Origin of the sequence: Methylobacterium sp. GXF4, assembly GCF_000272495.1 — a bacterium.
GTDB classification, from domain to species: domain Bacteria; phylum Pseudomonadota; class Alphaproteobacteria; order Rhizobiales; family Beijerinckiaceae; genus Methylobacterium; species Methylobacterium brachiatum.
Genome location: NZ_AKFK01000108.1, coordinates 1 through 22,781, shown reverse-complemented (window position 1 = coordinate 22,781; position 22,781 = coordinate 1). Strand labels below are relative to the sequence as shown.

Below are 22,781 nucleotides of genomic sequence, written 5' to 3'. Positions count from 1 at the left end.
GCGGTGTTCACCGGCATCGTCCCGGACGGAAGGCCGGCCTTCGGCGGACGATGCTGCGCCCGTCAGTAACGCGTGGTGATGGCATTCAGCCAGTCCGGCGAGGCGGCGACCGCAGCGGCCTCGACCCGCTTGTCGGTGCCGGTGAGGATGAGAAGCCCCAGCGCCACCATCACCACCCCCAGGGCCACCTTCACGCCCTTGCCGGCCGCCGCGAGGCCGCCGCGCCAGCGCATCAGCGCCCCGCGGGAGACGAAGCCGAGCAGCATCAGCGGGGCCGCGGCCCCGATCCCGAACGCCAGCATGGTCAGGGCGACGCTGCCGAGATGCTCGCCCCGGGCGGCCAGCAGCGAGGCGGCCCCGAGCGTCGGCCCGACGCAGGGGCTCCAGGCCGCGCCGAGCAGCAGGCCGACGCCGAACTGGCCGGTCAGGCCCCCGGACCCGAACCCGCCGAACCAGTCCTCGGCCCAGGCCCCCACCGGACCGGCAGCGGTGGCGACCTGCGCCTGGAGCCGCGGCAGCATCAGCACCAGGCCGAGGAGGATCAGCAGCACGGCTCCGGCGCCGCGGAACACGTCGCCGTCGAGCCCGATCGAGAAGCCGATCGTCGCCACGAACAGCCCGATCGCCGTGAAGGACAGGGCCAGGCCGAGTGCCAGGGCCACGGGCCCGAGCCGATGCTCCGAGGCCGCGGTCCCGAGCACGATCGGCACCAGCGGGAGGACGCAGGGCGACAGAACCGACAGGAGCCCCGCCAGGAACGCGAACCCGACCGTCCCCAGCATCGCCCGTTCCTCCGCCGTCTTCCTGTTGGTCCGCAGGCTTCGCGCCGGGGCGCGATGGCGTCAATCGGCGCATCGCCGGGCGGGGGTGGGATCGATCGTCGCCGCCCGGTAACCCAGGCTCGTGGGCCGGATCGCGATGCGCCGGGCTGTCGCGGCGTCCAAGACCCTCAGTCGGTCGGCGCCGTCGGCCCGCCGATCAGGCGGTCATATTCGGCCTCCGCCGTCCCGTAACTGTCGCCGACGAGGCGGAGCAGGCCATCGCGGTCGACGATCCGGACGAGACCGCGATGCGTGCGCACGAGCCCGTCCCGCTCCAGCACGCGCAGCGCCTGGGTCACGCCGGGTCGTTCGACGCCCAGCATCAGCGACATGAATTCTTGCGTGACCGTGACGACGTCGCCCGCGCTGCGGTCGTGATACATCAGCAGCCAGCGGGCGAGCCGCGTCCCGGTGTTGCCCCGCGCGTTCGCGAACGCCGTCTGCGCGGTCTGCGCGAAATGGGTGTGGATGTAGCGCAGGAAGAGGCGGCGCATCGCCGGGCGCGCCTCCGCGAGCCCGAGCAGGACCTGCGCATCGACCGACAGCATGTGCCCGGCCGCCTGCACGAAGTGCGTGTAGGGCGTGCGGTCGTCCCCGAGCAGGATCGGGCTGGCGCCGACCAGACCTTCGCGGCCGATCAGCCCGATCTCGACCCGTCCGCTCGCGCCGTCGTTGGTTACCGAGACGATGCCGGATTCCACGAAGTAGACCGTGTCGATCCGCGTGTGGGGGGCGATCAACATCTGCCGCAGCAGCATGTCTTCCGGGCGCAGCGCAGGCTGCAGGACCGCGAAATCCTCGGGATCGAGGGCCCGGAGGAGACGGTTGTACAGGTCAGCCTGACGGAGATGGACCACGGGTGCTCATGCATAGCGGGCGCGAGCGCAAGCGGACCCGCGATCATCAACGCCCCGGAGGTAGCGAACGCTATGCCTGCGCTAATGTCTGGCCCGTAACATCGCAATATAAAATTCTTCTGCGCAGATGATCCGGTCTGATGCGCCTGTAGAAATGTAAATTTCTTACATTTCTTGCTTCAAGGCCGGCAGAACAACAGGCCGATCTTGCAGGAAGCCAGCCTCGTTTGCGCGCAAGGTGGGGGGCGGAGCCGATCGGCGCTGCGCCAACCCGGTTGCCTCATCGCCAGGGCAGCGACCGATCGCGCGGCTGGCCGGACATCACCCTTGTGGCCGCCGCTACGCTTCGGCACATCACGATGCGCGCCGTGGTGCGGTAGACCCTCTATGCCGCCAGCGCGCCCGCCTCTCGGTCGTCGATCCCGCGTCGGCGCTGCGACCGCGCCGGCATCCAGGTCGCCGGCGGATGCTCTCGCTGACGGATAGGCGGACGGGCGGGACATTCCACGGAGCGGATCGGTGGCCACCTTCTTCACGGGCGATACCCATTTCGGCGACCAACGGGCCCTGCGCTTCGACCACCGGCCGTACCCGGACCTCGACGCCCACGATGCCGGCTTGATCGCCGCCTGGAACGCCGCGGTGGCCCCGGGCGACACCGTCTGGCACCTCGGGGATTTCGCGCTCGGCCCGAGCGGCGCACGGATTCGCGAGATCCTCGACGGGCTCAATGGCGAGAAGCACCTGATCGTCGGCAACAACGACGGCCCCGACACGCTCGGGGCTCCGGGCTGGGCCTCCGTGCGCCATTACGCGGAACTCCTGGTCGAGGACCGGATGGTGGTGCTGTGCCACTACGCGTTCCGGACCTGGAACGGCATGGGCCGGGGCGCGCTCAACCTGCACGGGCACAGCCACGGCAAGCTCAAGCCGATGCCGAAGCAGTACGATGTCGGGGTCGACCCGATGGGGCCGGCCCCGGTCGGCCTCTCGGCCATCCTCACCTCGCGCCTGCGCCGGAAGGCGTAGCGAACTTCCGAGACCCCGCACCGCGGAAGCGGAGCCTGCTCGGCGCGGAACGGTGCGATTGCGAGCGGCCCCAAGGTGTTGGTTTGACGCGCTCTCCTGCGTCGAAGCGGGGCCGCTTCGGCGGAAACGCTCTAGTATGTCTTGCTCCACGCCAGGACGAGATCGGCCCTGTAATCGCTGTAGCGATTGCCGGGGATCTGCAACGTTTTCATCGGGATGTGCGCCCGCATGTAGACGTTGATCGTCCTGTCGTTGACTTCGAGGATGATTTCCGGATTCGCGATCGAAACGCCTTCCGCGATGTCTTCGCGCTTCGCGTTGTGCTTGATCAGGCCGCCGGCAAATATGTGTGCGATGTCGACCTCGGCGTGATGCGCAGTGCCATCCGCGGAGCGCCATGAGACGTCGGCCGGCATCGGGAAATTCGGCACGCCGAGATAGCTGGCCTTCAAATTGTCCGGGTAACCACTGCCCAAGGACGCCGACGAGATCTGCAGCTTGTCGTCCGGGTCATCAGCGAATGTGAATCCGTTGTATCGGACCGCGCAGCGATAGGTCGAATAGCAGAAGGCGTCGAAATCATGTCGGACGAACTTGAGCGGCCAGTCGGCGACCGTGAGGGTGCGGTATTCCTGGGCCGGAAAGTTGTCCGTGCTGCTGAAGCTTGCCAGAACAAAGACGATGAGGGGTGCCAGAGCGCTTTTCTTCATGGTCTTGGCAAGGGTTCAGGGCGTGTGACGCCATGCGCGCCGTGGTGTGACGGGTTCTTTGCCTCGGCGGCATGCCGTCTGGGTCAGCCGATACTCTAGCGCGGAGCGACCTGTTGGGAGAACGGGCGGTGCCTTAGGTCGGATGTTCTATCGCGACGCGCTTCTCAGACAGCATTGCGGTGGCGGACGCGATCACGGTGCCGGCCATTGGGCGTGCTGCACCTGGGACGGGATGGATCGGGGCGTGCTCAACCTGAGCGGGTGCGGCCGCGGAGCGTGCGAGGCGATGGCATAGCCGTGCGATGTCGGGTCGATCCGGCGGGGCCGGCCGTCGCCGACCTCTGCGCAATCCGCACCGGGCGCCTACGCCAGAAGGCGTAGTTCAGTCGGAACCTTCACAGCAGCTTCACCGTTTCAGCGGACAGAGAGGGGATGGATACGCGCCGTCCCGAGAAACCCGGCGGCCTCGTCTTGTGGGGCCACCATAGAAACCAAGTCGTGAGTATTCCCGTGAGCGCCCGTTCGGACTCTTCCCGCTACGGCTTCTCCCTGACGACCGGCCTCGCCAAGACGGCCCTGGCCGGTGCCCTGTCGCTCCTCGCTCTGACCTCCTCCGCGCTGGCCCTGCCGGCGTGCCTCGAGGCCCAGCGCAAGGTCGATGAGGCCAACGCCCTGCGCTTCCAGGCGCGCCAGGAGGCGCGGCTGGGCAACCATGACCGCGTCTGCGACACGCTGGACGAGGTCGGCGACCGCTACGACGACGCCCGCGACGCTTTCGAGCGCTGCGGCGAGGGCGTGGTGGCCATCGACCTGCGCAGCGAGCTGCGCGGTCTCCGCATCGCCAAGAAAATCAACCGCTGCGACTGACCGGGTGCGTCCGCGCACCTCGTACGTTCAGGCCCCGCAGCATCATCCCGACATAGCGACGCACGTCGCCGACAAGGTTATGCGCCGATGACCACCGCCCTGCTGTCGTCCGATCTCCAGGCCCCGACCACCGATCGCACCGGCCCGTCCTTCGCGGCCGCCCTCTGCGGCTTCATCAGCACCACCGTCGCCACGACGATGCTGCTCGTGCTGATCGGGACGCTCTGACATCAGGGCGCGACCGACCAGAACCGCTGGCGGTTGAACAGCATATCCCGGCTCCCGACGGTGGGCGCCTCGTGCGGCTTGACGCAATCCGGCTCGCGCGGCTTGGTCACCGCCGCGAGCGCCGCCACCACCGGGGCCGGTCGCAGCCCGAGACGCGCCTGAACCTCCGGCTGCCGGGCTGCCGCGATGGTCAGTACAGCGGCGATCAGGCCGCCGGCAACGGTTCCAAGCAAGAAGTTCAGCATCTCTGACGCGATCCGGTGGCCGGCATTCCGCGACCACAATCCCTGGTCTCTGTCCAACCCGGCGGCATCATGGCGGACGGATGCTCACGCGGCCTTAACACTTGATCTGCGACAGCTACACGCAAGCCTGCCCACCCGGCAGGTCTGATGCGATAGGGCTGGACCGCCTATGAACTACGCCGCCAACGCCTATGCCCGGACGTCCCGGTCCGCATTGACGCCGCGCGAAGCCGAATCGGCGGTCCTGCTGAAGGCGGCCCAGCAGCTGATCGGCGCCAGCCACGGGCTCGCCGCCGGCGACACCAAGCGCCTGAACGAGGCCCTGTCGTTCAACCAGCGCGTCTGGACCATCCTGGCCAGCGAGGCGACCGCCGACGAGAACCCGCTGCCGGCCGATATCAAGCAGGGCATCGGCAACCTGGGCGTGTTCGTGCTGCGCAGCTGCGTCGACACGATGATCGAGCCGACCCCGGAGAAGATCGCCAACCTCGTGCAGATCAACAACGAGATCGCCGCCGGCCTCCAGGGCAATCCGGGCTGAGACCCGGACGGCGCGGTCAGGCGGCCGCGCCGGGCTCGGGCGGCCCGGCCGGCAGCGCCTGGGCGAGTATCCCGGCCTCCCACTCCACGAGCTTCCGGCCGAGCTTGATCGCCGGATAGAACGTGCCGGCCTCGACGGCCTCGGCGATGGCGGCGATCTGCGGCGCCGCCGCCGGCATCAGACGGATCAGCTCCCCGGCCTGCCGGAAGAACAGGTCGATCCCCGCCGCCGGGTCGTCGGCGAGGTAGATCACCGTCAGGGTCAGGTGGATCTGCTTGCAGGCCGTGTCGGCCTCGCTCTCCGTGATGATCTCGCTCTCGCGCAGGAACTTGCACTGCGTCTCGATCAGGAAGGTCGAGCGCCGGTCGCCGTTGCGAATCAGCGCGCCGTTGATGATCAGCCGCTCGAGCGGCTTGAGTTCCAGGCGCAGGGGCATCGCGTGTTCCTTTCTAGAAGACGCGGCGATGTGATTCCGAAAGCGTTAACGTTTGGACAATGGCCGCCGACCTGCGTGGATCGGCCGGGGACCGGGACAGGATTGCGGCGGCGGTGCGAATCGTCGACTCTTCGAGGAGATGGCGCCGAGTCGGCGATTCTGCGCCGTCTCAGCCTTCGGAGACTTGCCGATGTCCTCATCCTCGACGCGCGCCAATTACCCAACTCTTCGCGGGAAACGCGTGCTGGTGACGGGTGGCGCCTCCGGGATCGGTGAAGGCTTGGTCGAAGCCTTCGTCGCCCAGGGTGCTCGCGTCGTGTTCTGCGACATCGCCGACGAGGCGGCGGAAGCCCTGGTCGCGCGCCTGTCCCCCGGTGCGGCGCACCCGCCGCTCTACCGGCGCTGCGATCTCACCGATGTCGACGCCGTCCGCGCCCTGGTGGCGGGGGCCGAATCCGCGCTCGGCGGGCTCGACGTCCTGGTCAACAACGCCGGCAACGACGACCGCCACAAGCTCGAGGACGTCACGCCCGAATATTGGGACGACCGGATGGCGGTGAATCTGCGTCACCTGTTCTTCGCCGCGCAGGCCGCCGTACCGGCGATGCGCCGGGCCGGCGGCGGCGTGATCCTGAACTTCGGCTCGATCAGCTGGCATCTCGGCCTGAAGGAGCTGGCCGTCTACCAGACCGCCAAGGCGGCGATCGAGGGGATGACCCGGGCGCTGGCCCGCGACCTCGGCCGGGACCGCATCCGGGTCTGCGCGGTCGTGCCCGGCAACGTCCAGACGCCCCGTCAGGAGCGCTGGTATACCCCGGAGGGCGAGGCCGAGATCGTCGCTTCGCAGTGCCTGGACGGGCGGATCCAGCCCTCCGACGTCGCCGCCCTGGTGCTGTTCCTCGCCTCTGACGATGCCCGCATGTGCACCGGGCACAATTACTTCATCGACGCCGGCTGGCGGTAACACGCGAGCTGAACTCACGATCCGTCGGCGGCGCGGACCCTGCGGAGGAGGCGGCCGTCGATGGCAGCCAGGCCGCCGCCGATCAGGGCCATGCCGAGATAGTGCCGCTTTTCGAGGCGCTCGCCCAGGACCAGGGCGCCCAGCAGGATCGCCGAGACCGGGATCAGGAAGGTGACGAGCGAGAGGTTCGTCGCCCCCGCCCGCGCCAGGATCCGGAAATACAGCACGTAAGCGAGTGCGGTGGACAGAGTGGCGATGCCGAAGACCGCGCCCCAGACGGGCGCGCCGGGCATCGGCAGGGTCCAGGGGTGGTCGATCGTCAGCGCCGCTGGCAACAGCACCAGAGCCGAGGCAGTGACCTGCCCGGTGGCCACCGCGAGGGGTGGGACGCCCATCCGCTTGAAGCGCCGCCCGAATACGCTGGCGCCGGCATAGGACAGGGCCGCACCCAGCACGGCGAGCTGGGCCAGGAACCCCGCGCCGGATCCCGCAACGGCGGCGGGGCCGACCATCACGGCGACGCCGCCCAAGCCCACCAGCACGCCGGCAAGCCGGTTGCCGGTCATCCGCTCGTCGGGGGTGAGCAGGTGGGCGACGAGGACCGTGAAGAGCGGCGTCGTGGCGTTGAGGATGGCGGCGAGGCCGGACGCGATATGGGTCTGGCCCCAGACGATGAGGCTGAAGGGCAGGACATTGTTCAAGAGGCCCATGCCGAGGAACGCGGCCCAGATGTCGCGCGTGCCCGGCAGACGGGTCCCGGTCAGCGGAAGGATCAGGTTCAGGATCAGGGCGGCGAGCCCGACCCGCAGAACCACCAGGGTGAGGGGCGGCAGCCCGGCAAGCGCGACGCCGGTGAAGAAGAACGAGCCGCCCCAGAGGACGGACAGGCCAAGCAGCATCGCCCATTCGGGCGCGGACATGGCGTGAGTCCCGGCGGGCGGCATGGCGGATCTCCAACAGGTCGATCCGAGCCTATGAATCCGCGGCCGGGGTGGCCAACCCGTTTCTTGCTCTCGAAGCCAACGGTGCCGACAAACAGTCTTTTTTCGAACTAACTCAATGTCTGAAATCTTAAAACTACGAGTGCGAGGGACGAATTAAAAAGAGATGCTGGTGCGTAACTGCCTGACAGCGTCGTCAGACTCACGACAATTGATCGGCGGCAGACCGAACATATTTCAAGCGCCAGATTCGTCTGCAGCACTCTCTCCCGGGGCCGGCAGCCCCACCAGCCGGAAGCAATGCTCCACGATCCTGGGCTCGATCACGTCCAGCCGCCCCGTCTGTGCAGCGTCCAACCCGACCCCGTGAAGGGCGTTGAACAGGAAAACCGCCGTGAAGCGGGCATCCGCGATCGTCCAGGCCTCTTGTTGGTCGCCATCGGCAAGCAGCCGGGTCAGATCGTCGATCAGGATGTTGTCGGCCAGACCGTCCAGGGAGGGCGGCGGCACGTCGTGGAAGACGATCTCGTGGAGGCGTGCGGAGGCGGCGTATCCTCGGCCGCACGCCGTCGCCCAGGCCGCGAGCTTCCCGCTCCAGTCTCCGTCAGCGCGTCGTTCGACCGCAGCGTTGATGGTGTCGAGCAGGGTGGCGACAAAGCGCTGGCGCAACCCGCCGACCACATCCTCCTTCGACGAAAAGTGAAGGTAGAAACTGCCCTTCGCGACCCCCGCCCCGGCGGTGATCTGTTCGATCGTGGTCGATGCCACGCCTTGATCGAGGAACAGGCGCTCGGCGGCGTTCATCAGATCCTCGCGTCGTTCGTGAGGCGGCTTGGTCCTGGGCTTGGTCGGCACGGTGCGATCCCATGACGGGCGGGTGATCCGCCCTGCCTGAACCGGGATCGGTGCGATGAAAAGGGGCTCTCCCGGCCGGCTCGCGCCTGCCAACGGAAACGAAGCCCAAAAGCCCCCGCCGAAACATTTGACTGACCACCAGTCATTTGATGGAGTGGCGCTAGCGATTCGGGTGGGTGCGGCGCGGCCGGCATCCAGCAATCGCGCCAGGGAGCTCCCATGAACCGTGCCATCGAGCGTTGCCGCACAGTCCGGCTGCTCACCTATCCCGACGGGATGATCCAACCCGACGATCTCACGATCGCGGAAACGGGTTTGCCGGGTCCCGGTCCGAACGACCTGATCATCCGGAATCGCTGGTTTCGCGTCTCCATCTCGACCCGGCTCATGGCGAGCCCGGATGCACAAGCGGTCGAGGGCATTCCGTTCCCCGCGCTCCGGCCCGGGGACGCCTTAGCGGATGGTGCGATCGGCGAGGTCGTGGCCTGCCCGCCCGGCAGCGGATTCGAGGTCGGCGCCTTCGTTTCCCATCCCCTGGGCTGGCGGGATTACGCGGTTGTCGATCCCGGCCACTGCGTTGCGGTCGGCCGCGGGCCGATCGAGCCCGCCGCCTATCTCGGCCATGGCTGGACCGCCTACGCGGCCCTGACCCGGGGCATCCAGGTTCGTCCCGGCGACACCGTCTTCGTGTCGAGCGGGGCCGGCGCGATCGGGTCGATGGCCGGGCAGATCGCCCGCAAGCTCGGCGCAGCGCGGGTGATCGGCAGCACCGGCAGCGCCGACAAGGCCGATTGGATGAAGGCCGATCTCGGCTACGACGCGGTGATCCTGCGCAACCGGGGACCGATCGCCGATCAGCTCAAGGCGGCCGCGCCGGCCGGCGTGGACGTGTTCGTCGACATGGTCGGCGGCGAACATCTGGCCGCCGCCGCGGCAGCGGCGCGCGAAGGCGCGCGGTTCGTCCTGCTCGGCGCATTGACCGCCGAGCTGAACGTGGCGGGCGCCAGCATCGCCGCGCCGGTCGAGCTCGACTCGTTCCAGCTGATCCTCAGGGACATGACCCTGCGCGGCTACAGCGCGGACCGGGACAGCGCGGAGGGGTTTCCGGAATGGATCGCCTGGCAGCGGGAGGCCGGGCTCCATTTCGCCTGCTCGAAGGTGCAAGGGCTGGAGCTTGCACCCCAGGCCCTGCACGACGCCTGCGAAGGAAGGCTCAGGGGGCTCGTCATGGTCGAGCTGTGACGGGCCATCCGGCGACCGTCGCAGCCCGCACGAAGCGATGACCGAATGGCCCGGCGGTTCAGCCTTTGCTGGCTTCGTAACGCGCCTTGTTCTCGGCGTTCGGCGGATAGAGCCCCGGGAGTGCGGCACCCCTGCCGACCTCCTCCATGATCCAGCCCTCGAAGCGCTCCTGCTCGGGGGCCAACTCCAGCACGGTCTCGAGCAGGGCCGCCGGAATCAGCACGGCCCCGTCCTCGTCCACCACGATCACGTCATCGGGAAAGACCGCGACGCCGCCGCAGGCGATCGGCTGCTGCCAGGCCACGAAGGTCAGGCCCGCCACGGACGGCGGCGCCGCCGCACCCTGGCACCAGACCGGCAGGCCGGTGCCGAGTACGCCGGCAACGTCACGCACCACGCCGTCCGTGACCAGGGCGGCCACGCCCTTCTTGGCCATGCGGGCGCACAGGATGTCGCCGAAGATCCCGGCATCGGTGACGCCCATCGCGTCCACGACGGCGATGCACCCGGCCGGCATCGCCTCGATCGCCGCGCGGGTGGAGGTCGGGGACGACCACGATTCGGGGGTGGCGAGATCCTCGCGGGCCGGAACGAAGCGCAGGGTGAAGGCGCGGCCCACGATCCGGGGCTGCCCAGGCCTCAGGGGCCGGGTCCCGCGCAGCCAGACATTGCGCAGACCCTTCTTCAGCAGGATCGTCGTGATCGTGGCCGTGGTGACCTTCGAGAGAACTTCGACGATCTGGGCGTCACTCGACATCCGCGTATCCTTCCCGACCGAGGCCGCCATCGCCGCCCCCTGCCGGAGAGCTGTACCCGATCACGATCCGATCGGGTACAGCTCTAAGTTACTGTTCCGCGGTGTTCTTTCCGCGGAGCGACCGAGGCGCGAAAGCCGACGCCCGGGCCACGTCTGTCCCGAACGGTGCCTGACTCAGTCGCACGATTCTTTCTTCACGGTCTTGGAATCGCCCATCTCGTTTTCCTTGCGGACCGTCTTGCTGACGCAGCCGTCGCCATGATCGTGGACGGTGACGGACTTCGACTCGGAGGCCGGACGATCGACCACCACGGCGGGGCGGTCGCGCTCGATGACGGTGGTCTGGGCTTGGGCGGCGGCACCGAGGCTGAGCAGGGCAGCGGCGGCGAGGAGGGTGTGGCGCATCGGGGAACTCCGGTTCCGATTTCGGTCCCGAGTAACGGCGGCCCCAGCTTGAGCGTTCCGCAATTTCTGGTGGTTAGATCATGTGCTGAAAAGCGGGCCGAACCCGTAGAGGAACGCGGCTCGGCCCACGCGCCGTTCGGCTTGAAACGCGGCCGGAGCGACACCGCAAGAGACCCCGGAAAGCCCCGGCTTTCAAGATCGGCGGACTACGTGCCGGGATCGCCGGGCCTCAGCCGCCGGTCATCGGCGGGAAGAACGCGATCTCGCCGGCACCCGCGATGGCCGCATCCGGCTTGGCATGGGTCCGGTCGATGGCCGCGCGCACCACGCCCGGATCCTCGAACGCGTAGGCGTATTCCTCGCCCCGCCCGCGCAGCCAGGCAACCAGATCGGTGACCGTGGCGACCTCCGGCGGCGGCACCAACTCCTCCTCGGCGCGGCCGATCCGCTCGCGGACCCAGGCGAAATAGACGAGCTTCATCGCGTCACCATGCCGGAAGGGGACCGTCAGCCTCGCCCATCGATCATCGCCCTGGTCGGAACGCGGAAGCCGCGTTTCGGGATGATGACCTAGCGCGGGTCGTCGATCACGTGCTTGATCCCGGCCCTCATGTAGTCCCAGCCGGTCCAGATCGTGAGGGCGGCGGCGAGCCACAGCAGCGCGAGGCCGATCGCCTCCGTGCCGGGCAGGACCCGCTCGCCCGCGGGGCCGGCCACCAGGAAGCCGAGCGCCACGAGCTGGACGGTCGTCTTCCACTTGGCGATCTTGCTGACCGGCACGCCGACCTTCAGCTCGGCGAGGTACTCGCGCAGGCCGGAAACCAGCACCTCCCGGCACAGAATCACGATCGCGGCCCAGACCGACGAGCCGACGATGGTGTGGTCGGCAGCGAGCATCAGCAGGCAGGCCGAGACCAGCAGCTTGTCGGCGATCGGGTCGAGCATGCGGCCGAGCGCGGAACTCTGGTGGTAGGTGCGCGCGACATACCCGTCGAGGTAGTCGGTGATCGCGGCCGCCACGAAAACGCCCAGCGCGGTCCAGCGCGCGGTGTGCGAGTCGGGCCAGAACAGCAATGCGACCATCACCGGCACCGCGACGAGGCGCCCGTAGGTCAGGCAATTCGCGAGCGTCCAGGCCGGCGACCGTCGTCGGGGAAGGACGGCGTTCATCGACGGGGTGAAATCAGAGCTTGGCCCGGGCGTCAACGTCTCGGCCGCGGGCGCGGCCGGGACGGCGGGATTCTCAGGCGCCGGCATGGAAGAAATCGTAGACGGCGCGCGCGGTCGCGGCGTTGACCCCGGGCGTCTTGGCCAAATCCTCGAAGGCGGCCCGCTCGATCGCCTTCACGGTCCCGAAATGGTGCAGCAGCGCGCGCTTGCGGCTGGGGCCGATGCCGGCGATCTCGTCCAGGGGATTCTTGATCATCTCACGCTTGCGCTTGGCCCTGTGGCTGCCGATGGCGAAGCGGTGGGCTTCGTCGCGCAGTCGCTGCACGAAGTAGAGCGTCGGGTCCCGCGGCGGAAGCTTGAACGGCGGCCGCCCCGGCACGAAAAACGTCTCGCGCCCGGCATCCCGGTCGCGGCCCTTGGCGATACCGACCAACGGGACATCCGACACGCCGATCTCGTCGAGCGCCGTGCGGGCGGCGTCGAGCTGGCCCTTGCCGCCGTCGATCAGCACCAGGTCCGGCCAGGCGGGAAACGCCTCGCTATCCTCCGCGGGCGCCGGAATCGGCTCGGCGTCCACACCCTCGGCCGCCGCGACGGCGGCCTCGCGCTCGGTGCGGGGCGCCTCCTTGACGAGGCGCTTGAAGCGCCGCTGCAGGACCTCGCGCATCATGCCGTAATCGTCCCCCGGCGTCAGTTCCTCCGACTTGATGTTGAAGGTGCGGTAATGCGTCTTCATGAACCCGGTCGGGCCGGCGACGATCATCCCGCCCACCGCGTTCGTGCCCATGATGTGCGAGTTGTCGTAGACCTCGATCCGCCGCGGCGTCCGGTCCATGCCGAAGGCCTGACCCAGGGCCGTCAGCAGCTTGCCCTGCGAGGCGGTGTCGGCGAGCCGCCGCGCCAGCGCCTCCTTGGCGTTGCGCTGGGCGTAATCGACGAGGTTCTTCCGCTCGCTGCGGCTCGGTTTGTGAATTTCCACCCGGTAATCGACCCGGCTCGACAGGGCGGCGGCGACCAGCTCGGCATCCTCGATCGGGTGGCTGGTCAGCACCGTACGGGGCGCGGGCTTGTCATCGTAGAACTGGCTGATGAACGAGCCCAGCACCTCCTCGGCCGTCATCGACCGGTCGGCCTTCGGAAAGTAGGCGCGGTTGCCCCAGTTCTGGAAGTTGCGGAAGAAGAATACCTCGATGCAGAACTGCCCGGCCTGCTCGTCGAGGGCGAACACGTCGGCCTCCTCGACGCCCTGGGTGTTGACGCCCTGCACCCCCTGGATCGCCGAGAGCGCCGCGATCCGGTCGCGGTAGCGGGCGGCGCGCTCGAACTCCAGCGCCTCGGATGCCTCCTGCATCTCGGCGCGCATCCGGTCCTTCACGGCGTTGGACTTGCCGGCCAGGAAGGCGCGCGCCGCATCCGCCATCGCGGCGTAGTCGTCGGTCCCGATCTCGCCCGTGCAGGGGCCGGAGCAGCGCTTGATCTGGAACAGCAGGCAGGGCCGGCTGCGGTTCTCGTAATAGCTGTCGGTGCAGGTGCGCAGCAGGAAGGCCCGCTGCAGGGCGTTGACCGTGCGGTTGACCGCCCAGACGCTGGCGAAGGGGCCGTAATAATTGCCCTTCCGCCGCCGCGCGCCGCGGTGCTTGACGATCTGCGGCGCCGGCCCGTCGGCTGTGACCAGGATGTACGGGAAGGATTTGTCGTCCCGCATCAGCACGTTGAAGCGGGGCTTGAGCTGCTTGATCAGGTTGGCTTCGAGGAGCAGCGCCTCGGTCTCGGTGGCGGTGGTGACGAACTCCATCGCCGCCGTCTGGGAGATCATCCGGGCGATGCGGTTCGAATGCGCCTGGCCGCGGGCGTAGGAGCCGACGCGGGCCTTCAGGTTCTTGGCCTTGCCGACGTAGAGGACGTCGCCGCGATGATCGAACATCCGGTAGACGCCGGGGGAGTTCGGCAGCGTCGACCAGAACCGGCGGATCACCTCGGTGCCGGCCTGGACCGCGCCCGGATCGAAATCGAAATCGATCTCCGGCGAATCCTCGGCGGACAGCGCAGCCTCGGACTCGCCGGCGCTCTCCTCGCGCTCGGCGTCGCGGCCGTCGTCGAAGGTGTCGGGGGGCAGGTCTGAGAGGGCTCTGCGGTTCATACCGCAGATCTAAGCGTTCCTGCCCCCGAGTGGGACCGGGTTGGCCGACAAAATTACCGCGCCGGACCCGTCCGGCCGGATCAGTCGAACAGGGAGTCGATGTCGTTCTGGTCGACGTGGCCCGGATCGTCGTCGAGCTTCGGCCCGTTGAGCAGGCTGCTCTCGTCGTCCAGCGCGGTCGGGACCGGCATGACGGTGATCAGGTCGCGGAAGCTGTCCAGCTGCGTCCAGGCCGCGATCAGCCGATCGAGATGCTCCTCGATGAACTTCATCACGCCGACGATCTTGTTGATCCGCTGGCCGGTCAGATCCTGGAAGTTGCAGGCCTCGTAGGCCGAGATCACCCGCTCCTGGATGATGTCGACGTGCTGCTTCATGCCCGGCGGTAAATTCGCCGTGTACAGCATGCCGGCATTCGACTCGATCTCCTCGACCGCATTCAGCAGCTGCGTCGTGGCGCGCTCGGTTGATTCGACCACCGCGTCGAGCTCGTCCGCCGCGCGGCGCATGCCCTTGCCGCTGTTCTCGGAGCGGTGAAGCGTCGCCAGCTCGGACTTGGTCCGGGTGATCGCCTCCTTCATCAGGTCGAGTTCGGAGCGCATCGCCAGCGCATCGTGCAGCTCGCGCCGGCACGTCTCGATCGTCTCGTCCGCGCTCATCTGCGTGATGCGGCGCAGATCCATGATCGCGCTCAGGATCTCGTCCAGCCGCTCATTCGAGGCCTCCGGAGCCGGTGCGGCGGGTAAGACCCCGGGAAGCCCGAGGCTGTCTTCGATACGATAGCGCTTTTGGGTCATCGTCGGGGCGTGAGCCTTCAGGATCCGTGGTGGCAACTCTCTACCACAATCGGTTAGCGGACTGTGACTGCCAACCTCATCCGACGACGATTTCTATGCCCCGGCGACATTTGACCTATCGGTGGTTGTGGCACGCAGGGTTTTACTAACGATTCACGCTGATCGCGCGCATTCGGGGAGGGCGGGGACGGCGCGGCGTGATTCACCATGTTGATTCACCGGAACGCCCGGTCGCGGGTGGATCGTCCCCGAATCGGGGCCTCTGCCCCCACGGGAGCGTTCGCCGATGCGTGGTTCGGTCCGTCTGGGTCTGTGTGCGGTCGTGGCCACGGGGTGGCTATGCGCCGCCGCGTCGGCGCAGCAGTCGCGTTATGCCGAAGGCGGCGGCTATGGCGGCGGCCTCATCGAATATCTCGTGACCGGTCAAGCCGGGGGAGGGGGCCGCGGCTGGCCGCAACGCTCGGCCGCGCCGCAGCGGGTCGCGGCATATTCCGGCGAACTCCTGCCGGCCGAGCCGGAGCCCCTGCAGGCTCTCCCACCGCAGCAGGCCTACGGCGTCCCCCAGGCGGATCCGGGCCGCATCGCTCGGGAGGTCGGGCCGGAATACCGGCGCCAGGAGGTTGCCTTCGACGGGCCTCAGCGGCCTGGGACGATCGTGATCGATACGGCCGCCAAGCACCTCTATCTGGTTCAGCCTGGGCAGCGGGCGCTGCGCTACGGGATCGGCGTCGGTCGTCCGGGCTTCGCCTGGAGCGGCCTCAAGACCGTTAGCCGCAAGGCCGAATGGCCCGACTGGACGCCGCCGGCCGAGATGCTCGCCCGCCGTCCCGACCTGCCGCGGCACATGGCCGGTGGTCCCGAGAACCCGCTCGGCGCCCGCGCGCTCTATCTCGGCTCCTCGCTCTACCGCATCCACGGCACGAACGAGCCGGGGACGATCGGCCAGTCGGTCTCGTCGGGCTGCATCCGGATGATGAACGAGGATGTGGTGGACCTCTACGACCGCGTTCCGGTGGGGACCCGCGTCGAGGTGCTCTGACGCCCGTTGTGCGAGCGCAGGAAGTTTGTCGGCAGGAGCGGGTAGTGTGTCGGCCTGGGCGCGCGAAGTTTGTCGGCGCGCGTTAACGCCGGCCTGATCATCGAGTTCCGGCCCCGAATGCGTGAGCGGGTTTCTTTGCGCCCGAGGCATTGAGCCCGCGCCGGACAAGCGCGACTATCATGCGGCCGTCTACGACCCGGCCAGCGTCGAGGCGTTCGAGGGTTACGGCATCGGAGCCTATTGCGTGGCTTAGGTATCTGGGCGTTGGCTTCCGTGACCCTGACCCGCAGGCCATACCTCAGGGCGGACCACTCCAGTGGGGGCGGATCAGGTCGGATTCGGGAGCACGCATGTCGTCTGAGCCCTGGCGAGGACTCGCACGCCTCACCCCATGCGTGAAGCCTCCCTTCGCGTCAGTGCAATCGGATGGGCGCCAGGCCGATTGTCCGGTTCTGCGCGCGATGGCCATCCGGCATGACGGAGTCTGGCCGAAAGCCGCTAGCCCGCTTCGGAGAGGATCGACCAGAAAAGCGGACACGCCGTTTGCCCCACCCCGCCGACGTAGACCTACCACGCATTATCGGAGAGCAGTCGGCGTGTTCATTTTGCGTCCTCAACCGGCCCGGGGAGAGATACTATCTGTCAGCTAATTTCGGGCACCGATGGCAGCCTCCCATCGACCACCCCGTAGGGAAGGGCTGACGCCACGATGCGCACGATCGTTTATGCCGATGGAGGCTGCGACCCTAATCCAGGGCCAGGCGGTTCGGGGGTCGTCGTTGCGGCCCCGGAAGGCACGGTCGAGTTGTGCGGCGGAGAGCCCGGCACCACGACCAACAACCGCATGGAGCTGATGGCAGCGATCAAGGGCCTCGAGCATTTCCCGGCCGGGGCCGCGATCGAAATGCGGTGCGACAGCCAGTACGTCGTCAAATCCGTGACTGAGTGGATGCGCGGTTGGAAGGCGAAAGGCTGGCGCACGACGACGGGGGACGTGAAGAACGTCGACCTCATGAAGCGCCTCGACGAACTGAACGCGGCGCGCGACGTGAAATGGACCTGGGTCCGGGGGCATGCCGGCGACCGTCTCAATGAGCGCGCCGACGCTCTCGTCCACCAGGGTCGTCGCGAAGCGAAGCTTGGCAAGCTCGAGTCGCGAAACAGTGCTGCACCCATACCTGCCCCGACCGTCGCACCAGCTTCGCCGGGCCAGGGTGCCGCCCTGCGCATCGATCTTGCGCTCGGCCTCCAAGTTACTCGGGCCGCAAAGGCAGCGGGTGTCACGCCCGACGCTCTGGTCGACGATGCGATCCGCTTCTACCTCGCGATTGGGCCCAGCGAGGTCGCACGCATGCGATCGAGCCAAGCATAGTCATCCCGTCGCAGGAACCCGCTCATCCCAAGCTCAAGACCGGTTCGTTCGGTGGCCCGTCGGCGATGCCTGAGCTTCCGGCCGGAATGGATCCTGAACAGGGCCCAGGCCGACGCCAGACGGGTTCGCTTACTTCGCAACCTGGATGTTCGGCGGACCGAGGTGCTGGAGAAAGTCTGGCTTGCCGAGGGGCACCCCGGCACTGCGCAGGATCCCGTAGGCGGTGGTCACATGGAAGAAGAAGTTCGGAAGTGCGAATCCGGTGAGATAGGCCTGCCCCGTGAAGCGGTATCCCATGCCGTTCGGGAACTTCAACTCGACCTCGCGCTCCGCGCCCGAGACCAACACAGCAGCATCGATGCTTTCAACGAAGGCGATGGTCCTCGCGCAACGCTCCTTGAGTTCGGCAAAACTGGCCTCGACATCCGGCATCGCGGGCGCCTCAATCCCGGCGATCCGCGCCACGGCGTTCTTCGCACTGTCGGAGGCCATTTGATACTGGGCCGGCAAGGGCCGCATGTCGGGGGCGAGTCGGCAGAGGAGTAAGTCGGCCTCGGGCTTTTCCGATGCCGCCTTGTCGAGCCAAGCGCTCATGTTGCGAAGCGCGTTCACGAAGACCGGGACGCTGACGTCGTGGATGCTGATGCTCATCAGGAATAGCTAAGGCACCTGCACTTTCGGCTCGGTGAGAAGGCGCACACGGCGTCAGGCCCCCGTCGCGGAGTTCGTGGCGTTGAAGTCGGTCAGTGAAGGTCCGCTGAGAGAGTGTGTCATTGCAACCCATGCCAACTGTCCGGACCGCCGTCGGTGCTTCCCAGACGTAGCCGTTCATCGACCGTGCGGTAACTTCGACTCCAAGTTGGAAGCGGCTCCGGGGGTGCCGTCTGCGAGCGGGCGTTCCATTTCTTGGCTGAGGGATCCGCGCAGATTGCCGAACATGGCGGCAGCCCACCATCTCGCCTCGGCCCGGGGACGACCCATTCTCATTCGCCTCAGCCGCGCGTCCCTCATCGCGCATACCGCGTGAAGACGAAATCGTGGTTCCTCACCCGCGCCTCGTGGCAGGCGAAGCAGGTCTGGTGCTGCGCCTCGTCCACCGGTTTGCCGTCGATGAAGCGGCCGAAGCCCCAGCCGCCGGTCGCGGCGTAACGCTTCGCGTCCTTGACCATGACCTGCACGGTCGTGGCCCGGCCCGGCACCGTCGCCGACTCGAACTCCGCCGACGGCATCCGCTCCCAGGCCAGTTTCACGAGGACCGTCCCATCCGGGAAGGGCAGCGTGCCGTCCCGGTAGGCCGCGACGGCGCGGTCATTGCCGACGACCGCGCGCAACTCGTTCAGCGGGGCGTCTTCGAGCGCCGGAGCGATCAGGCGCCAGTCACGGTAGCCATCCGGAATGGTGACGCCGTAGATCGGCGCGGCGGGCTTTCCGCTCTCGTCCACCGCCCGGGCGGTCGCGACGAGAAGGCCTGACGTGGCGCAGGCCAGGAGAAGGGCGCCGTGTCCGCGGAGGCGACGGTCAGGAGGCATCGACGTCCACCAAGGCCTGCGCGAAGGCCTGCGGGGCCTCCTGCGGAAGGTTGTGCCCGATGCCGCCGGTGATCGTCCGGTGCGCGTAACGCCCGGAGAATTTGTCGGCATAGGCGGCGGGATCGGGGTGCGGGGCTCCGTTCGCGTCGCCTTCCAGCGTGATCGTCGGCACGCCGATCTTTGGTGCCTCAGCCAAGCGTGCCTCGAGCGGATCGTAGCGCCGCTCGCCGTCGGCGAGGCCTAAGCGCCAGCGGTAGTTGTGGATGACAATGCTGACGTGATCCGGATTGTCGAAGGCCGCCGCACTCTGTGCGAAGCTGGCATCGTCGAATTGCCAGCGCGGCGAAGCCGTCCGCCAGATCAGCCGGGCGAATTCGGTGCGGTTGGCCTCGTAGCCCGCCCGGCCGCGGCTGGTCGCGAAGTAGAATTGGTACCACCAGGAGAGCTCGGCCTTGGGCGGCAGCGGCGTCTTGCCTGCCTCCTGGTTGCCGATCAGGTAGCCGCTGACCGACACCAGGGCCCGGCAACGTTCCGGCCAGAGCGCAGCGACGATGCAGGCGGTCCGGGCGCCCCAGTCGAAGCCGGCGAGAACGGCCTGACGGATCTCGAGGGCGTCCATCAGGGCGATGACGTCGACCGCGAGCGCCGCCTGCTGGCCGTTGCGCACGGCGTCAGCCGCCAGGAAGCGTGTCGTGCCGTAGCCGCGCAGGTAGGGCACGATCACCCGGTATCCCGCCGCAGCGAGGAGCGGCACGACCTCCCTGAAGCTGTGAATGTCGTAGGGCCAGCCGTGGAGCAGGATCGCCGCCGGGCCGGAGGGATTGCCGACTTCGAGATAGCCGACGCGCAGGAGGCCGGCTTCGACCGCCCTGAGCGGTCCGAACGCAGCGCCGGCGTCCGATCCCGTCTGCGCGCGCGCCGAATTGACGAGGCCGAGTTCGACGGCCGCGAGGGTGGCAGCCGCGCCGCCGAGAAGGCGGCGGCGGTTCTGGTTGATGGTTTCGGACGGCATGGGCACATCCCGCAGCTGGCGTATCGATGCGCTGGACACTACTCTCACCGGCCGCGAGCCGCTTTCAGATGCCGTGGAGTTACCCTTCAGGACCTCTTGATTTTCGGCGCTGCTTGGGCCTGCTGAGCCGGCCTGATCGCTGAGGCGGCCGCGTGATCTACCAGTTCGAGTCCTTCACCCTCGACACCGCCCGGCGCGAGCTCAGGGAGAGGGGCAACCTCGTCGCCCTCGAACCACAGGTCTTCGATATGCTCGCCCATCTCATCGCGGCCCGCGATCGGGTGGTCAGCCGCGACGATCTGCTGGAGGCGGTCTGGCACGGCCGCATCGTGTCAGAGGCGACGATCAGCAGCCGGCTGAACGCCGCGCGCGCGGCGGTCGGTGACACGGGCCTCGACCAACGGCTGATCCGCACGCTTCCGCGCAAGGGCGTGCGCTTCGTCGCCGCGGTGCAAGAGCTGGCAGAGCTCCCGCCCGAGCCGATGGCGGAGACGGGACGCGACGCCGGCCTTGCCTGGCGCGCGGGATCGCGATTGCCGGCCGTCGCGGTCCTGCCCTTCACGAATATGAGCGGTGAGCCGGAGCAGGACTATTTCGCGGACGGGATCTGCGAGGAGATCATCACGGCTCTGTCGCGCATGAGCGGCCTGTTCGTGATCGCCCGCAACTCCTCCTTTGCCTACAAGGGCAAGGCGATCGACGTGCGCTGGGTCGGCGAGGAACTCGGCGTCGGCTACGTGCTCGAAGGAAGCGTGCGCCGCAGCCGCGACCGGCTGCGCATTGCGGGGCAGCTCGTCGATGCTGTCTCGGGCGCCCACCTCTGGTCGGACCGGTTCGACGGTGACTTGCAGGACGTTTTCGAGCTGCAGGAGCGGGTCGCCGACAGCGTCGCTGCTGCGATCGAGCCGACCCTGCAGCAGGCAGAGATCGGTCGTCTCGGCCGCACGGCCCCGTCTCGGCTCGATGCCTACGAGCTTCTGCTGCGGGCCAACGCCCACATGGCCGAGTTCACCGGCGCCGGGATGGGCAGAGCCCTGACCTGCCTGGGCGAAGCCCTGATCGTCGAACCGGGCTATGCCTCCGCGATGGCCGCGACAGCTTATTGCCGCGCACAGTGCCATTTCCAGGGCTGGGCCGAACAGGACGACCAAGCCCGCACCGAGGCCGTCGACCTCGCTTGGCGGGCGGTCGAGCTAGCGCCCGGCGACGCGCAGGTGCTGTGGATGTCCGCCTTCGCGATCTGGAACATGGCCGTGAGCGGGCGTGAGCGGGCGCGGGACCTCTTCCGCCGCTCGCTGCTCCTCAACCCGAACTCCGCGATGGCGTTGACGCTCGCGGGCTGGATCGAGGCGATGTGCGGCAATGGCAGCGCGGGCCGCAGCATGGTGGTCCGCGCGCAGCAGCTCAACCCGCGCGATCCGCGCGGCTGGCTGATGTCCGGCGTGATGGCAGTTGCCGACTTGATCGACGAGAACGACACCGGTGCGATCGGTTGGGCCGAATTGGCACTCGGGCAGAACCGCCGTTTCGCCGTGGCCCTGCGCGTGCTCGCGGTCGCCAATGTCAGGCTCGGGCGGGTGGATCGCGCACGGGCGGCTGTCGACGACCTGCTCGCCATCGAGCCGACCTTGACGATCTCGGGCTTCTTCGCCCGCATCCCCTTTCCGCTGGAGAGGACGGCGAAGATCTACGCCGAAGCTCTCGCGATCGCGGGCCTACCGGCCTGATCACCAAACGAGGCTGAGCCGAGATCCGATGGTCTACAAAGGGTGTCCAACATAGGTCGGATCGCACCCGAATCGAAAACGCCCGAACGGATCGATCCGACGCCCTGGAATCAGATCATCCGGCCATCTGAAATGGGTCGACACCGGACGGTCGGCCCCTCTGAACTGAACGGCCGCATCTGGGCGTAGAGCCTACTTCCGATACTGGCGCGATCCAAAGACGCAATCCCAACCGTTGCTACGTCTGCTTCAGAGCATTCCTAAGAACGGGCGCAATGACCGAGATGGGCGCACTGCTGCCCGGCCGGTTTTAAAGCCCCTCGACCCTGAAGCCGAGGGGCCGGAGGCTCAAATCTCAGTCCCTTCCGCAAGCGTAAGCGCATCCTCGACATCGACGCCGAGGTACCTGACTGTGCTCTCGATTTTCGTGTGGCCCAGTAAAATTTGCACAGCACGCAGGTTGCCGGTCCGCTTGTAGATCAACGATGCCTTCGTTCGCCGCAAAGAATGGGTTCCGTAGTCCTCGCACCGCAGCCCGATACCCGAGACCCACTCATCGACCAAGCGCGCATACTGCCTCGTGCTGATGTGCGTGACGCCGTCGAGCCGGCTCGGGAAGGCATAGTCGTTGAGCGTTCCACCCCTGGCCTCCAGCCATGCCAGGATGCTGCTGCGGGCTGGTTCGAGGAGCTCGAACTGTACCGGTCGGCCGGTTTTGCGCTGAGTAACGATGGCTCGTGTGCGGACGCGACCACCACTGACGAGATCGCCGATCTTGAGCTTGACGATGTCGCAGCCTCGCAGCTTGCTATCGATGGCAAGGTCGAACATCGCGCGGTCACGCACCCGCCGTTCGCGGTCGAGCCAGAACCGGATGGCCCAAACCTGCTGAGGTTTGAGGGCACGTTTGGCGCCGAGCTTGCGGCCCGCGTTCCAGGGCTGCCGACCTTTTGTGGCCGGATCGTATGCAGAGTGTCCCATCGTCGATCTCCTCGCCGGCCTATGCCGACGAGACGAGAAGACACCCGAATCAAGACCGCTGAGGTGAGGGCGAGCAGATGCGGACGTTCCGCATCCGACCCAACCCGGTCGTCGGG

General features: G+C 67.8%; 26 protein-coding genes. 9 read left to right on the top strand and 17 right to left on the bottom strand.

What is annotated here, in order from left to right; translation table 11 throughout:
- Positions 1-62: 62 nt before the first annotated feature.
- The gene (locus tag WYO_RS28180; RefSeq protein ID WP_007569215.1) at positions 63-782 is read right to left on the bottom strand and encodes a cytochrome c biogenesis protein CcdA; all 720 of its coding nucleotides are present in this window, start codon (positions 780-782) and stop codon (positions 63-65) included.
- Between the two features lie 167 nt (positions 783-949).
- Positions 950-1,678, bottom strand: coding sequence for a Crp/Fnr family transcriptional regulator (locus WYO_RS28175; protein ID WP_007569213.1), 729 nt, complete (start codon positions 1,676-1,678; stop codon positions 950-952).
- 519 nt (positions 1,679-2,197) lie between these two features.
- On the opposite strand from WYO_RS28175, the gene WYO_RS28170 reads away from it, so the two are divergent.
- A complete protein-coding gene (locus tag WYO_RS28170; RefSeq protein ID WP_007569212.1) occupies positions 2,198-2,707 on the top strand; it encodes a hypothetical protein in 510 nt (169 codons plus the stop codon).
- A gap of 131 nt (positions 2,708-2,838) precedes the next feature.
- Here the strand turns inward: WYO_RS28170 and WYO_RS28165 are convergent, their stop codons facing one another.
- Positions 2,839-3,417, bottom strand: a complete 579-nt coding sequence (locus WYO_RS28165) for a hypothetical protein (protein ID WP_007569210.1) — start codon at positions 3,415-3,417, stop codon at positions 2,839-2,841.
- A 576-nt stretch (positions 3,418-3,993) separates the two neighbouring features.
- On the opposite strand from WYO_RS28165, the gene WYO_RS28160 reads away from it, so the two are divergent.
- Positions 3,994-4,284 (top strand): hypothetical protein, encoded by a 291-nt coding sequence (locus WYO_RS28160; RefSeq protein ID WP_039904606.1) that lies wholly within the window; start codon positions 3,994-3,996, stop codon positions 4,282-4,284.
- Between the two features lie 87 nt (positions 4,285-4,371).
- On the top strand, positions 4,372-4,512 hold the full coding sequence (locus WYO_RS31865) for a hypothetical protein (RefSeq protein ID WP_007569207.1): 141 nt from the start codon (positions 4,372-4,374) through the stop codon (positions 4,510-4,512).
- Positions 4,513-4,514: 2 nt separating this feature from the next.
- On the opposite strand, the gene WYO_RS28155 is transcribed toward WYO_RS31865, so the two are convergent.
- Positions 4,515-4,757 (bottom strand): hypothetical protein, encoded by a 243-nt coding sequence (locus WYO_RS28155; RefSeq protein WP_007569206.1) that lies wholly within the window; start codon positions 4,755-4,757, stop codon positions 4,515-4,517.
- Positions 4,758-4,926: 169 nt separating this feature from the next.
- On the opposite strand from WYO_RS28155, the gene flaF reads away from it, so the two are divergent.
- Positions 4,927-5,298 carry a flagellar biosynthesis regulator FlaF gene (flaF, locus tag WYO_RS28150; protein WP_007569204.1) on the top strand — a complete coding sequence of 124 codons (372 nt, stop codon included), beginning with the start codon at positions 4,927-4,929 and terminating at the stop codon, positions 5,296-5,298.
- 16 nt (positions 5,299-5,314) lie between these two features.
- Here the strand turns inward: flaF and WYO_RS28145 are convergent, their stop codons facing one another.
- Positions 5,315-5,734 carry a flagellar biosynthesis repressor FlbT gene (locus tag WYO_RS28145; RefSeq protein WP_007569202.1) on the bottom strand — a complete coding sequence of 140 codons (420 nt, stop codon included), beginning with the start codon at positions 5,732-5,734 and terminating at the stop codon, positions 5,315-5,317.
- Between the two features lie 190 nt (positions 5,735-5,924).
- Here WYO_RS28145 and WYO_RS28140 point away from each other — a divergent pair, with 190 nt between their 5' ends.
- Positions 5,925-6,698 (top strand): SDR family oxidoreductase, encoded by a 774-nt coding sequence (locus WYO_RS28140; protein WP_007569200.1) that lies wholly within the window; start codon positions 5,925-5,927, stop codon positions 6,696-6,698.
- A 14-nt stretch (positions 6,699-6,712) separates the two neighbouring features.
- On the opposite strand, the gene WYO_RS28135 is transcribed toward WYO_RS28140, so the two are convergent.
- Together WYO_RS28135 and WYO_RS29180 are read right to left on the bottom strand one after the other, a co-directional pair.
- Positions 6,713-7,618, bottom strand: coding sequence for a DMT family transporter (locus WYO_RS28135; RefSeq protein WP_128755111.1), 906 nt, complete (start codon positions 7,616-7,618; stop codon positions 6,713-6,715).
- Between the two features lie 258 nt (positions 7,619-7,876).
- Positions 7,877-8,443 (bottom strand): TetR/AcrR family transcriptional regulator, encoded by a 567-nt coding sequence (locus WYO_RS29180; protein WP_007569197.1) that lies wholly within the window; start codon positions 8,441-8,443, stop codon positions 7,877-7,879.
- 270 nt (positions 8,444-8,713) lie between these two features.
- Here WYO_RS29180 and WYO_RS28125 point away from each other — a divergent pair, with 270 nt between their 5' ends.
- The gene (locus WYO_RS28125; protein ID WP_007569196.1) at positions 8,714-9,736 is read left to right on the top strand and encodes an NADP-dependent oxidoreductase; all 1,023 of its coding nucleotides are present in this window, start codon (positions 8,714-8,716) and stop codon (positions 9,734-9,736) included.
- 58 nt (positions 9,737-9,794) lie between these two features.
- Here WYO_RS28125 and WYO_RS28120 read toward each other — a convergent pair whose 3' ends face one another.
- From WYO_RS28120 to WYO_RS28095, 6 genes are all read right to left on the bottom strand, one after another.
- A complete protein-coding gene (locus WYO_RS28120) occupies positions 9,795-10,493 on the bottom strand; it encodes a ribonuclease activity regulator RraA (RefSeq protein WP_039904601.1) in 699 nt (232 codons plus the stop codon).
- 174 nt (positions 10,494-10,667) lie between these two features.
- Positions 10,668-10,898: a hypothetical protein gene (locus WYO_RS28115; protein ID WP_007569193.1), complete on the bottom strand. Its 231-nt coding sequence runs from the start codon at positions 10,896-10,898 to the stop codon at positions 10,668-10,670.
- A gap of 229 nt (positions 10,899-11,127) precedes the next feature.
- A complete protein-coding gene (moaD, locus tag WYO_RS28110; protein ID WP_007569192.1) occupies positions 11,128-11,379 on the bottom strand; it encodes a molybdopterin converting factor subunit 1 in 252 nt (83 codons plus the stop codon).
- An 89-nt stretch (positions 11,380-11,468) separates the two neighbouring features.
- Positions 11,469-12,068: a CDP-diacylglycerol--glycerol-3-phosphate 3-phosphatidyltransferase gene (pgsA, locus tag WYO_RS28105; protein WP_163006196.1), complete on the bottom strand. Its 600-nt coding sequence runs from the start codon at positions 12,066-12,068 to the stop codon at positions 11,469-11,471.
- Positions 12,069-12,141: 73 nt separating this feature from the next.
- The gene (uvrC, locus tag WYO_RS28100) at positions 12,142-14,208 is read right to left on the bottom strand and encodes an excinuclease ABC subunit UvrC (protein WP_007569189.1); all 2,067 of its coding nucleotides are present in this window, start codon (positions 14,206-14,208) and stop codon (positions 12,142-12,144) included.
- 80 nt (positions 14,209-14,288) lie between these two features.
- Positions 14,289-15,005 carry a protein phosphatase CheZ gene (locus tag WYO_RS28095; protein WP_007569187.1) on the bottom strand — a complete coding sequence of 239 codons (717 nt, stop codon included), beginning with the start codon at positions 15,003-15,005 and terminating at the stop codon, positions 14,289-14,291.
- A gap of 286 nt (positions 15,006-15,291) precedes the next feature.
- Between WYO_RS28095 and WYO_RS28090 the strand changes: the two genes are divergently transcribed.
- Together WYO_RS28090 and WYO_RS28085 are read left to right on the top strand one after the other, a co-directional pair.
- Complete coding sequence (locus WYO_RS28090) at positions 15,292-16,044, top strand: L,D-transpeptidase (protein ID WP_007569186.1); 753 nt, start codon at positions 15,292-15,294, stop codon at positions 16,042-16,044.
- A 709-nt stretch (positions 16,045-16,753) separates the two neighbouring features.
- A complete protein-coding gene (locus tag WYO_RS28085) occupies positions 16,754-17,416 on the top strand; it encodes a ribonuclease H (protein WP_007569185.1) in 663 nt (220 codons plus the stop codon).
- A gap of 129 nt (positions 17,417-17,545) precedes the next feature.
- Here WYO_RS28085 and WYO_RS28080 read toward each other — a convergent pair whose 3' ends face one another.
- The 3 genes from WYO_RS28080 to WYO_RS28070 all read right to left on the bottom strand — a co-directional run bounded on the left by WYO_RS28080 (position 17,546) and on the right by WYO_RS28070 (position 19,957).
- Positions 17,546-18,067, bottom strand: a complete 522-nt coding sequence (locus WYO_RS28080; RefSeq protein WP_007569184.1) for a DUF1993 domain-containing protein — start codon at positions 18,065-18,067, stop codon at positions 17,546-17,548.
- 356 nt (positions 18,068-18,423) lie between these two features.
- Complete coding sequence (locus tag WYO_RS28075; protein WP_007569182.1) at positions 18,424-18,945, bottom strand: cytochrome P460 family protein; 522 nt, start codon at positions 18,943-18,945, stop codon at positions 18,424-18,426.
- On the bottom strand, positions 18,935-19,957 hold the full coding sequence (locus WYO_RS28070) for an alpha/beta hydrolase (RefSeq protein ID WP_007569180.1): 1,023 nt from the start codon (positions 19,955-19,957) through the stop codon (positions 18,935-18,937). Before WYO_RS28070 ends, WYO_RS28075 begins: the two co-directional genes overlap by 11 nt.
- A gap of 152 nt (positions 19,958-20,109) precedes the next feature.
- On the opposite strand from WYO_RS28070, the gene WYO_RS28065 reads away from it, so the two are divergent.
- Complete coding sequence (locus WYO_RS28065; RefSeq protein ID WP_007569179.1) at positions 20,110-21,684, top strand: winged helix-turn-helix domain-containing protein; 1,575 nt, start codon at positions 20,110-20,112, stop codon at positions 21,682-21,684.
- A 348-nt stretch (positions 21,685-22,032) separates the two neighbouring features.
- Here WYO_RS28065 and WYO_RS28060 read toward each other — a convergent pair whose 3' ends face one another.
- A complete protein-coding gene (locus WYO_RS28060) occupies positions 22,033-22,665 on the bottom strand; it encodes a tyrosine-type recombinase/integrase (protein WP_007569178.1) in 633 nt (210 codons plus the stop codon).
- Between the last annotated feature and the right edge of the window lie 116 nt (positions 22,666-22,781).